Here is an 11,997-nt window from a genome sequence, read left to right on the forward strand (position 1 = left end):
TAACAATAACATTTAAGAAACTTACTACAATTCAGTGTTGTTCTTAATACTTTTTAGAACTCTATTTTTCAGCGCTCTAGTTAAAAGTTGTTCGTTAAATACGACTCAAATCACTTCTTCGATTTTTTTGCGTTCGCTTTTGCGAGCTTTTTCTTATGTGGCTTTTTCTTTTTAGCAGGTACTTTCGCTTCTTTATTCTTTGGTTCAAGTCCGGCTACTTTTCTGTGCTTAAACACTTGGTCAGTGTAACGCTCTACTTTTTTAAGAATGCCCATTTCATGCGCTTCTATTAAGCTAATAGCAAAACCTTTTGCGCCAGCTCGTGCTGTCCGGCCAATACGGTGAACATAAACATCAGCTGTTCTAGGCATATCAAAGTTAAAAACGTGAGTAATATCGTTGATATCTAACCCTCGCGCTGCAACGTCTGTAGCGACTAATACTTTTGCTCGACCGTTTTTCATTTTGTCGATAGCTTTCATTCGACGGTCTTGCGGCATTTCACCTTGTAAATATGTCGCGTAGATACCTTCGCTTTGTAAATCTTTAACAAGCGCGTCTAGTCTGTCACGTGTTTTTACAAAGATAATAGACTTTTGAACTTCTTCTTGCTTTAAGTAGTGCATTAACAACGCAAGTTTATGATCGTTGCTGTCTGCTAAATGTGTCCACTCAACTATTTTTCCGCGTTCACGACGAGGTGCATCACAGTCAACCCGCGCCGCTTCCGTTAATACTTGGTTAGAGAACTCAATAATGCCTCTACCTTCCAGCGTGGCGCTAAATAACATCGCTTGTTTACGATTTCGAGATTCTTCAGCAATACGGCTCATGAAGTTTCTGAAACCCATGTCCAACATGCGGTCAGCTTCATCCAATACTAAAATTTCTACGTTTTCACAGTGGAAAGTTTCTGCGTCCATGTATTCCATTAAGCGACCTGGCGTAGAGATTAGAATGTCGTTGTTCTTCTCTAGAATATCTTTATGGCTTCCGTAGTTAATACCACCTGTGATAACGCCGATTTTAAGATCAGTAAAACTACATAAGCCTTCTGCTACTTCATGAATTTGATACGCTAATTCACGAGTAGGTGCTAAAACCATAACGCGCGCAAAACCTGGGGCATTTCTTGGGAAGTCCAATAGGTATTGAATTGCTGGAATTAAAAATGCTGCTGTTTTACCAGTACCTGTTGGTGCACTGGCTAATATATCAAGACCTTCTAGCGCTTCGGGAATTGCCGATTGTTGTACTTTTGTAGGTTTTACGTAGCCTAGGGAATGGATCCCTTTTTCTAAACGGCTGTCTAAATCAAATTCACTAAATGTCATGCAATTTCCGAGTTGTTTACGCTAATGTCTTGGGAACAGACAGAGATTTGTTATTATAGCGGAAATTCACACTTAACGGATAGCCTAAAATTGACCATGTTGGCAAAACCTCACTTTCGATTTAAACAATTCAGTGTTTGGCACGACCAATGCGCAATGAAAGTAAGTACTGACGGCATTTTATTAGGCGCTTGGGCTTCTATCACCCCAAATACTAAAAAAGTATTGGATATTGGTACCGGCACGGGCTTGTTGTCTTTGATGTTAACGCAACGTTTACAAGAACAACAATCAAACAAAACAGATCAAAACAGCAAAACCCCCAACAACCATGAATCACAAGGGAGCTTGGAAAGTGACACTAGCGCCACAGATATCAGTATTACTGCCGTTGAGTTAGATCAACTTGCTGCGAACCAAGCTTCGTTTAATTTTGCCCAAAGTCCCTGGAACAACTTATTAAATGTTGTTAATGACGATATCCGAAGTTGGAATGAACAAACCACTGACAAGTTTGATTTGATTGTATGCAATCCGCCTTATTTTACTGACTCACTCATTGGCGGTGATAATGCCAGGAATAAAGCTAGGCATAATGACAGTTTGCCGTTTAGGGATTTGCTAGCCGTCGTAAAAAGTCGTCTAAAAGACAACGGCACCTTTGAATTAATTTTGCCCTGCGATGAAGCACTTACTTTCTTAAGCCTTGCCGCCGACTTGGCCTTTAAAAAGCTTGCGCTTACTTACGTGAAAACAACGCCAAATAAAGCACCTTCAAGAACATTGATAAAGCTTGGTTTAAAAACTGGTTCTTTTGAAGGCCATAACAACACAAACTTACATCTCCCTGCGGAAAACGTTGATGTTGATGTTGATGTTGATGTTGATGTTGATGTTGATGTTGATGAAGTCATTATTCGTGATGAAAATGGCAAATATAGCGCTAAGTTTACAAATTTGTGCCGTGCTTTTTATCTAAAAATGTCCGATTAAACCACCTTCTATTTAATCGCTTACCATCTTCTGGCATTATTGCCCTACCTCAGAGCTTTGCGGCTCTATTTGTTAATCTGTTAACGATAAGAAAATAATATGAAAAAACTCATTAACACCCTATGTGCATTAGCTGTTGCTTTTTGCTCTACAGCACATGCTGAAAAACTAACACTCGAACGAATTTATGACGATCCTTCATTATCTGGAACGGCGCCTCGTAAATTAAAACTTTCACCTGACGGACAACGCGCTACTTACATTCAAGCCCGTGAAAACGACTACAACCGTTTTGACCTTTGGCAATACAATGTAGAAACTGGCAAGCGCTCAATGCTAGTTGACTCAGAAGCTTTATATTCTGGCCCTGAAAACTTGTCGGATGAAGAAAAAGCGCGTCGTGAACGCCAACGTATTTTTGGTAAAGGCATTCTAGAATATACATTCTCAGCAGACGGCACCGCTTTATTGTTTCCATTAAATGGCGACATCTTTTACTTTAAGCTAGGTTTCGGAAAAAGCGAAAAAGCTAACTAACGGTGAAGGTTTTGCTACCGACGTTAAGTTTTCGCCTAAAGGCACTTTTGTTTCTTTTGTTCGTGACCAAAACTTATATTTAATTGAAATTAAAACCGGTAAAACAAGAGCCCTTACAACAAGCGGTGGCGATACGACTAAATTCGCGATGGCGGAATTTGTTGCTCAAGAAGAAATGGGCCGCATGACTGGTTACTGGTGGGCACCTGATGAGTCTACAATCGCATTAACAAAAGTAGATACAACGCCAGTTCAAGTTGCAACTCGTAATGAAATTTACGCCGACAGCATCAAGCTATTTAACCAACGTTACCCATTTGCTGGTACAAATAACGTGAACATCGAACTGGGTTTATTAGACGTATCTAAGTCTGAAAGTGCTATTCGTTGGGTTGATTTAGGCGCTGAGAAAGACATCTACATTACTCGCGGCAAATGGTTACCTACAAGCAAAACGTTTAGCTACCAATGGCAGAACAGAAAGCAGCATAAATTAGAGCTTCGTTTTGTTGAACGTGATTCTCTAAAACAAACAGTCGCCATTACTGAACAATCTGATACTTGGATTAACCTTCATGAAGCTCTAGTTTACCTAGACGATAGCTTTTTATGGGCATCTGAGCGCGATGGTTTCCAACATATTTACCACTATGATTACAATGGCAAGCTACAAGCTCAGCTTACTAAAGGCGAGTGGATTGTAGATGCTTTAGAAGGCGTTGATAAAAATACTGGCGATGTTTATTTTACAGGCCGTAAAGACACGCCAACTGAGCGTCACTTATACAAGGTAAACCTAAACAAACCACAAGACATTACTCGTGTATCTAAGCGAAGTGGTTTCCACAACATCACCTTCTCTAAAGACTCTAGTATTTACTTAGATTCATATTCAAATACTGCACAACCAACTCAAGTAAGTTTGCATAAAGCCACTGGCGAAATGCTAACGTGGATGGAACAAAACCAGGTTAATAAGCAACATGCTTTATATCCATACCTTTCGGATTGGGTGAAACCTCGTTTTGGTACGTTAACGGCTGAAGATGGCCAAACCCTTCATTACAGAATCTTTGAACCACAAGGCTTTAAAGGTAAACGCCCAGTTGTAAATTATGTATATGGCGGTCCACATGCGCAGTTAGTAACAAATAGCTGGAGCAGCCGTAATTTTATTCTTCAACATTTAGTTCAAAAAGGTTACGTGGTATTCCAACTTGATAACCGAGGTTCTTATAACCGTGGTAAAAAGTTTGAAGACCCAATTTACCAGCACTTAGGTGATATTGAATTAAAAGATCAGCTAGTAGGTATGGATTACGTTAAAACGTTAGACTTTGTAGACCCAGAACGCATTGGTGTTTATGGCCATAGCTACGGCGGTTACATGACGATCATGAGCATGTTTAAAGCAGCAGATGTGTTTAAAGTAGGCGTTTCTGGCGCTCCAGTTACCGACTGGACATTATACGATACTCACTACACTGAACGTTATGCAGGGCACCCTGGCGTTGATGGTAAAGACTACGATAAGAGTAACGTATTTATGTATGCTGATGGCTTACAAGGCGACTTATTGATTTATCACGGCATGGCCGATGACAACGTATTATTTACGCACGCCACTAAGTTATTCAAGCACTTACAAGATCTTGGTAAAGAGTTTGACGTAATGACTTACCCAGGCAGTAAACACAGTATTCGTGGTAAAAAGACAGGCCTTCACTTAGCAAAAACTATCGTTCGCTACTTTGACAAGAACCTGTAATTTCGCCTGAAACTACAAATACTTAATCAAGCCACTATTCTGTAGTGGCTTTTTTATATCTGAACACCTGCCTATCTAGTTCCGTCCGGCTCTACCCAGTTCCACCTACTTCTATTTAGGTTCTAACTATTTTCATCCTAGTAACGCCTTGTTCCGTTTATCTGGTTTTTTGTTTCGCTTATCTTGTTTTCACCTAACTATTTTATGTTATGAGTATCACGACTTTTAAATATGAGTTAGCATGTTTGCCTCTCGCGCAGGGCTCAAAGCGCCTCATTAAAATATAAGTACACAGTCAAAAGGGAAAGTTAGATGTCTAAAATGTTAATCACTCTTGGTTTAGTTTTTGTATCCTTGGTTATGTCTCCATCGTCTAAAGCTGAAGAAACTGAAAGTGAACCTGGTATCCATGATAAAGGATCGTTTTTTGCCTATTGGGGATGGAACCGCGGTTATTACTCTACGTCAGATTTAACACTCGAGGGTGACAATTATAAATTTGAGTTAAACGATATTAGCGCTTCGGATCGTCCTTCAACCATTGGCATAGACCCGTACTTAAACCCTTTTGATATGACTCGCCCACAAACTAACTTTAGAGTTGGGTACTTTTTTGCTGACAATTATTCTGTTTCTTTTGGTGTTGATCATATGAAATACATCATGGATCAAGAGCAAACGGCAGAAATCACTGGCCAAATTAATGTAGGTAGTGAGTTTGATGGAACGTATAACAATGAGCCATTTTATCTTGGACACAAAGATGAAGAAGGCGACGTTACATTCTTAGCTTTTGAACACTCAGATGGTTTAAATTATCTAAATGCAGAAGTGACGCGCTTTGATCAACTTCATCACTTTAGCGAGAACTTAATTGTTTCTAGCCTGCTGGGTGGCGGTATTGGCGTTATGTTGCCAAAAACAAATGCGACGTTGCTTAATAATGAACGCCACGATGACTTCCACTTTTCAGGTTGGGGAACACACATTAAAGGCGGTTTAGAATTGAGTTACAAGTCGTTTTTCTTCCGTTCTGAAGTTAAATTAGGCTATATAGATATGCCAGATATTAGAACCACTGAATTTGAAGCGGACAGCGCATCGCAACACTTTAGGTTCACGGAATGGACGTTTGTTTTAGGTAGTTATTTTTAAGATCCTTATTTTAAAGTCGTTCTTTTTAAAGTAGCATTTTCAAAGTACAGTTACTAAAAACTGATCGTACAGAAACATCGAGTACAGCGGCATTTTCTAGGAGCCTCTCCTAACCTTTGAATATTATTAATTTAAAGGAATGAAAATGCCGTTTTTTATTACACTGCTTATCTGCTTAATAATTGTTTTTGCCCCTGTTGTATTAGCATCAAAGTCTACTCCCCAAGTCATGCTAGCAAGCACAAAAATGCTGGCGTCATTACCCAATAACACGTCTGGGTTCTATATTAGTGAAAAGTACGATGGCGTAAGAGCTTATTGGACTGGCAGTCACTTTTTAACTCGGCAAGGCAACACTATCAATGCGCCGTCATGGTTCACAAAGGACTTCCCTAGCGAAGCACTTGATGGTGAACTCTGGATATCCCGAAACAACTTTGACAGTGTTTCAGCAGCCATAAGACGCCATAAACCAAATCACAATGAGTGGCGCATGATTAAATTTATGGTGTTTGATATACCTATTCACAATCTGGCGTTTTATCAAAGAAAAGAGCGCTTACTCGAACTATTCAATCGCAATAAACCTTTGCCCAATGTTGAGCGAACTCTAGAAGATGACACTACGAGTCCAGCACCTGACTTTCCAACTTGGCTGCAGCTAGTATCTCATTTGGTCTTCGATACAAAGGTAGAGCTTGAAGGTTACTTTAACTCCGTAATAAAAGGTGCTGGCGAAGGCATTATGGTGAATGTAGGGAATGCCACTTACGAAGCAGGCCGAAGTAAAAACATATTCAAAGTTAAACCTCTTTATGATGCTGAGGCCGTTGTAACGGCTTACCAACCAGGAAAAGGGAAATATAAAGGATTGTTAGGTGCACTTTGGGTTCGTAATAATAAAGGTCAAATATTTAAAATTGGCTCGGGCTTTACCGATGAAGAACGCCGTTCTCCACCCAAAGTGGGCGCCGTTATTACTTATGAATACTCTGGATTTAGCAAAACTGGGCTACCTCGCTTTGCGCGATTCTCCAAAATAAGAACTGACTTATAACACAACAATAACTTGCTGTGGGTTGCGGGTGTTATTAACGCCTGTACAAAAAAGCCCAGCTATTGGGTTCAAACCAAAGTAGCTGGGCTTTTAACATGAAATAATATTCAATCTATTTCATGGCAAATAAAATTTAGATTATTACCAAATTTTAACGCGTTTTTCTTCAGGCAGATAATGAGCATTACCCGGTTTAACATCAAACGCTTCGTAGAACTCTGGCATGTTTTGAACAATGCCATTTACACGATAGCGACTAGGTGAGTGAGGGTCTGTTACTAAGCGTGTACGAAGTTCTTCGTCACGATATAGACGACGCCATACTTGTCCCCATCCTAAGAAAACACGTTGCTCACCAGTGAAACCATCAAGTACTGGAGATGGTTTACCATTTAAAGACATTTTATAAGCCTTAAATGCGATAGTTAAACCACCTAAATCACCAATGTTTTCGCCAAGTGTTAAGTCACCGTTTACAAACTCGCCTTCTAGCGCTTCAAAACCACTATATTGCTCAGAGAACAACTTACCGCGTTCTTGGAAGTTTTCTTCGTCGGCTTTTGTCCACCAGTTTCTTAGGTTACCGTCGCCATCGTACTTAGCACCTTGGTCATCAAAACCATGGCCAATTTCGTGACCGATAACAGCACCAATACCGCCATAGTTAACCGCATCTTCAGCATCTAAGTTAAAGAAAGGAGGCTGTAGGATTGCTGCTGGGAAAACGATTTCATTTTTAACTGGGCTATAATAAGCATTTACAGTTTGAGGTGTCATGCCCCACTCTGTGTTATCAATTGGACCACCTAGTTTGTCTAAATTCTTTTGAATTTCGAATTCGCTTGCACGGATGTAGTTACCTACTAAGTCACCCGCTTTAATTTCTAATGCAGAGTAATCAGTCCACTTATCTGGGTAACCAATTTTTGGCGTAAATTTAGATAGTTTCTCAAGTGCAGCCACTTTCGTTTCTTCACTCATCCACTCTAGTTCTTTGATGCCTACTTCAAAACCTTTAATTACATTTTGAACAAGCTGCTCCATACGCTCTTTAGCTTCTGGCTTAAAGTGTTTCTCTACGTATAGTTTGCCTAGCATTTCGCCTAGAATTGAGTTTGCACCCGATACGGCTTTTTTCCAGCGAGGTTGTTGTTCTTCAATACCACGCAATGTTGTTCCATAAAACGCAAAATTACGATCTTCAAAGTCTGAAGAAAGCTGTGAAGCATACTCAGATAAAGTGCGAAGCTTCATGTATTCTTTCCATGTCGCTACGTCAATATCTTTAAACATTTCGCCTAAGGCTTTCATGTAAGTGTTTTGGCTAGCTACTAGCTCTTCAGCAGAAAGGCCCATTGCAGCAGCATATTTATCCCATGCAAAGTCACCCATGTATTCTGAGAATTCAGCTGTAGAATACTTGTTATATCGCTTGTTCGCATCGCGGCTTTCAACACGAGTCCACATCTTATCAGCTAGTTTTGTTTCTAGTGCCATGATGCGTTCTGCTGCACCTTTAGCATCTTCAACACCTGCCATTTCTAACATATCACCAACGTAAGCCACATAGGCTTCACGGTTTGCTTGGCTTTTTTCATCTTCTTTAAAATAGTAGTCACGGTCTGGAAGACCAAGACCTGATTGACCTACATAAAAGATGTATTGGTCAGACTTTTTAGCGTCGTTGTAAACATAACCACCTAGAGGGCCACTTACGCCTTTGCGATATAGCTTACCAAATGTTTCTGCAACGTCGTCATGCGACTTAATGCTGTCGATAGCATCAAATAGAGGTTTAAGAGGAGCAACACCTTTGGTATTGGCACCTTCTTGATCCATAAATGCATTATAGAAATCACCTAGCTTTTGTTCTTCGCTGCCTACTGCTGCATTTTTCATTGAAGACGCTTCTTCAATTATTAATCGTAGGTTTTTCTGAGCATCATCATATAGTTTTGTAAATGAACCATAGTTAGACTTGTCTGCAGGAATTGTTTGGTTTTTTAGCCAAGTACCGTTGGTATATACGTAAAAGTCTTCCTGTGGAGCAGCATTAGTATCCATGTTCTCTAGTGAAATACCTGACGTTAACTGCTTTTCTGCTTGTTGTTCTACTTTAACTTCTTGTGATGCTTGTTCTGTTTTTGGTGAGCAAGCTGTCAAAGACATTGCTCCCAACGCTAACGCGACGCCCGCGGCAACCGTAGTTAGTTTTTTCATGTGGTAATCCCCAATTCATGTTATTTTTTTATAATTAGTTCTAGAGTAATGAAAGCAAATTCAAAGTCAACGACTCTAATTGAATGCCAATCAAATCCTGTAATACCCTTTAAGTTATAACGCGATAACCAAACCAGTCAGGCTTTATAATCTGCCCACCGGGTGATTCAGTTAAATGCACAAAATGTTGCCCGTCCAATAGTGAAACCGGAAAACATTCATCCACTTCCATGAGGTTGTCTTTATGCGGAATAACCGAGTCTTTTAACAAAGTTGCTTTGGCTTGTTGCTTAGCATCTTCACTTGAGGCTGCCACAAACAAACCAAACTCATGCAATTCGGTAAACTTTGTAGGCTGGTATCCGCCTAAGTTTACAAAATATAATTTTAACCCTGATGAACACTTTGTGTCGGCGATATCTATTTTGTAACCATCTATGTGGTTTACTTCCATATAACAGTCAATGTGTAGATTTTTTCTATTGCCATACCACTCAGCAATTAACTGCGGAATTGTGTCATCGATAGTATTCCCAACAACAAATCGTACATCATGGACTTCAATATTGGACTGCCCTGCAGAGCCACCTAAATAAACCATAAAGAGTTTCATTTACAAAGTACCCCGAGTTAACGCTTATGAACTTGATAAGCGGTTCTGAAATTATTAAACAATTGCTCTAAAGTATCACCCAATTCCAACTCGCCGTTTTGTCTAAACAACTCAAAAGCCACTTCAACGGTGCTCAAGTGATGCTCATGATATGACTCTCTTAATTGGTATGAGCCTTTATTAAAACCAGACAATTGTAAAACTGGAAACTGATCTAAATATGGTGATTTGATAAACATTTTTTTTGCTTGTCGCCAGGTACCGTCCAAAAATATCAATAACGGACGTTTGCCGTTTAGCTCCGCTTGCACTGGAATATTATGAATTTGTCGGTCAGGTTCAGCGGCGTCATGAACAAATACAATAATGGGATACCAAGCTTCGCTTTCAATCAGAGCCTTTAGGCTTTCTTCTAACTCAGTGCGATGCCAACGAAAGGCATAATTGTCTGGCACTACTTCACAAATTAATTGACCTGTATTAGACGGCTTGTAGTACTCAGCGTGATACATCAACATACACACCGCTATGTCTGTTGGTACTGGCGTAACAGAGCCACAAATACATTCACGTTCCTCTAACATGCACTCAGAACAGCGTTTTAAAGCCGCCCCTCTTGCCTTAAATTCTTTTTTTGAGAACTGTAATTCGTGCTCTCTTAATCTTCGAACTGAATTGATATGTGCCATGTTGCCTGTTAAATACCTAATAATGGAGGTGAAATTACCATGAATATTAAAACGATAATGCTGAAATCTATGCCAACGGCACTTGTCTGTATCACTATTTTAGCACGACTAAAATGCAAAAAGAGCGACCAATGGCCGCTCTCTCAAGTACTTTAGCAATTTACTCTCTAAGAGTAATTTACATAAGTAATTACTTTTTCTTTTTCGCTTTTGGATTAGGAAGATCTGTAATAGAACCTTCGTAAATCTCTGCAGCAAGACCAATTGACTCGTTTAGCGTTGGGTGAGCATGAACAGTTAACGCGATGTCTTCTGCGTCTGCGCCCATTTCAATTGCTAAGCCAATTTCACCAAGCATTTCACCAGCGTTGATACCAACAATTGCGCCACCTAAAATGCGGTGCGTGTCTTTATCAAAGATTAACTTAGTGAAACCTTCTGTACGAGCAGATGCAATCGCACGACCTGAAGCAGCCCAAGGGAACTTCGCCGCTTCAACATTTAAGCCTTGCTCTTTTGCTTCTTTTTCAGTGATGCCAACCCAAGCCATTTCTGGATCTGTGTAAGCTACTGAAGGAATACCTTGAGGTTCAAAGAAGTGCTTTTTGCCAGAGATAACTTCGGCAGCAACATGACCTTCATGAACGGCTTTGTGAGCAAGCATTGGTTGACCAATTACGTCACCAATTGCAAAGATGTTATTTACGTTTGTACGTAATTGTTTGTCTACGTTAATGAAACCACGCTCATCAACTTTAACACCCGCTTTGTCAGCATCACAAAGGTTACCGTTAGGCTTACGACCTACAGCAACTAGAATTTTGTCATAACGTACAGGCTCTGCTGGCGCTTTTTTACCTTCAAAAGTAACGTATAAACCGTCATCTTTTGCTTCAACGGCTACAACTTTTGTTGATAACATGATGTTAAAGCGGTTTTTATTGTACTTAGTATAAGCTTGCACAATATCTTTATCTGCAGCAGGAACTAGTTGGTCTAAGAATTCAACTACTGATACGTTTGAGCCAAGTGAACTATACACTGTGCCCATTTCAAGACCGATGATGCCACCGCCAAGAACTAGCATTTCACCAGGAATGTCTTTCATTTCTAGTGCGCCAGTAGAGTCGATTACACGATCATCTTTTGGAATGAATGGTAGGTTAACCGGCTCTGAACCAGCCGCAATAATTGCATTGTCGAAGTTGATGTTTGTAACACCGTCTTTACCTTCAACCGCTAACGTGTTGCTGCCTGTAAATTTACCGTAGCCATTAACTACATTTACTTTACGCATTTTAGCCATGCCGTCTAGGCCGCCAGTCAATTTAGCAACTACGCTGTCTTTCCAATCGCGAATCTTGTCTAGATCAATTTCAGGCGCGCCAAAGGTAACACCGTGTGATGCCATATCTTTTGCATCATCAATTACTTTTGCAACATGTAATAATGCTTTAGACGGGATACAACCAACGTTTAAGCATACGCCACCAAGCGTTTGACCAGCTTCAACTAACGTTACGTCTAAACCTAAATCAGCCGCACGGAATGCAGCAGAGTAGCCACCAGGGCCAGCACCAAGAACCACTACCTGGGTTTTGATATCGTTGCTCATTATTAACCTCTATCTT

The 11,997-nt window shown here is 40.2% G+C and carries 8 protein-coding genes and 1 pseudogene; 4 read left to right on the forward strand and 5 right to left on the reverse strand.

Going from position 1 to position 11,997, the window contains the following annotated elements:
• Positions 1-110 precede the first annotated feature (110 nt).
• Positions 111-1,334 carry an ATP-dependent RNA helicase SrmB gene (gene srmB / locus GNP35_RS11355; protein WP_155696228.1) on the reverse strand — a complete coding sequence of 408 codons (1,224 nt, stop codon included), beginning with the start codon at positions 1,332-1,334 and terminating at the stop codon, positions 111-113.
• A gap of 24 nt (positions 1,335-1,358) precedes the next feature.
• Between srmB and GNP35_RS11360 the strand changes: the two genes are divergently transcribed.
• The 4 genes and pseudogenes from GNP35_RS11360 (at position 1,359) to GNP35_RS11375 (ending at position 6,844) form a co-directional block, all read left to right on the forward strand.
• A complete protein-coding gene (locus GNP35_RS11360; RefSeq protein ID WP_155696229.1) occupies positions 1,359-2,327 on the forward strand; it encodes a tRNA1(Val) (adenine(37)-N6)-methyltransferase in 969 nt (322 codons plus the stop codon).
• Positions 2,328-2,426: 99 nt separating this feature from the next.
• Positions 2,427-4,632: pseudogene (locus tag GNP35_RS11365) on the forward strand (S9 family peptidase).
• A gap of 312 nt (positions 4,633-4,944) precedes the next feature.
• On the forward strand, positions 4,945-5,787 hold the full coding sequence (locus tag GNP35_RS11370; RefSeq protein WP_196492502.1) for a hypothetical protein: 843 nt from the start codon (positions 4,945-4,947) through the stop codon (positions 5,785-5,787).
• Positions 5,788-5,932: 145 nt separating this feature from the next.
• Positions 5,933-6,844, forward strand: coding sequence for a DNA ligase (locus GNP35_RS11375; protein WP_196492503.1), 912 nt, complete (start codon positions 5,933-5,935; stop codon positions 6,842-6,844).
• A 141-nt stretch (positions 6,845-6,985) separates the two neighbouring features.
• Here the strand turns inward: GNP35_RS11375 and GNP35_RS11380 are convergent, their stop codons facing one another.
• The 4 genes from GNP35_RS11380 to lpdA form a co-directional block, all read right to left on the reverse strand.
• Positions 6,986-9,064 (reverse strand): M13 family metallopeptidase, encoded by a 2,079-nt coding sequence (locus tag GNP35_RS11380; RefSeq protein ID WP_155696231.1) that lies wholly within the window; start codon positions 9,062-9,064, stop codon positions 6,986-6,988.
• A 109-nt stretch (positions 9,065-9,173) separates the two neighbouring features.
• A complete protein-coding gene (locus GNP35_RS11385; protein WP_155696232.1) occupies positions 9,174-9,677 on the reverse strand; it encodes a DUF1543 domain-containing protein in 504 nt (167 codons plus the stop codon).
• A 17-nt stretch (positions 9,678-9,694) separates the two neighbouring features.
• Positions 9,695-10,366 carry a tRNA-uridine aminocarboxypropyltransferase gene (locus GNP35_RS11390; protein WP_155696233.1) on the reverse strand — a complete coding sequence of 224 codons (672 nt, stop codon included), beginning with the start codon at positions 10,364-10,366 and terminating at the stop codon, positions 9,695-9,697.
• Between the two features lie 190 nt (positions 10,367-10,556).
• Positions 10,557-11,981 (reverse strand): dihydrolipoyl dehydrogenase, encoded by a 1,425-nt coding sequence (lpdA, locus tag GNP35_RS11395; protein ID WP_155696234.1) that lies wholly within the window; start codon positions 11,979-11,981, stop codon positions 10,557-10,559.
• Positions 11,982-11,997 lie beyond the last annotated feature (16 nt).

It is taken from the genome of Psychrosphaera haliotis, from assembly GCF_009728465.1.
Classification (GTDB): domain Bacteria; phylum Pseudomonadota; class Gammaproteobacteria; order Enterobacterales; family Alteromonadaceae; genus Psychrosphaera; species Psychrosphaera haliotis.

Excerpts from the sequence above, each read along its gene's own strand:
- srmB (WP_155696228.1), bottom strand. The coding sequence starts at position 1,334 with ATGACATTTAGTGAATTTGATTTAGACAGCCGTTTAGAAAAAGGGATC.
- GNP35_RS11360 (WP_155696229.1), top strand. The coding sequence starts at position 1,359 with ATGTCTTGGGAACAGACAGAGATTTGTTATTATAGCGGAAATTCACAC.
- GNP35_RS11370 (WP_196492502.1), top strand. The coding sequence starts at position 4,945 with ATGTCTAAAATGTTAATCACTCTTGGTTTAGTTTTTGTATCCTTGGTT.
- GNP35_RS11375 (WP_196492503.1), top strand. The coding sequence starts at position 5,933 with ATGCCGTTTTTTATTACACTGCTTATCTGCTTAATAATTGTTTTTGCC.
- GNP35_RS11380 (WP_155696231.1), bottom strand. The coding sequence starts at position 9,064 with ATGAAAAAACTAACTACGGTTGCCGCGGGCGTCGCGTTAGCGTTGGGA.
- GNP35_RS11385 (WP_155696232.1), bottom strand. The coding sequence starts at position 9,677 with ATGAAACTCTTTATGGTTTATTTAGGTGGCTCTGCAGGGCAGTCCAAT.
- GNP35_RS11390 (WP_155696233.1), bottom strand. The coding sequence starts at position 10,366 with ATGGCACATATCAATTCAGTTCGAAGATTAAGAGAGCACGAATTACAG.
- lpdA (WP_155696234.1), bottom strand. The coding sequence starts at position 11,981 with ATGAGCAACGATATCAAAACCCAGGTAGTGGTTCTTGGTGCTGGCCCT.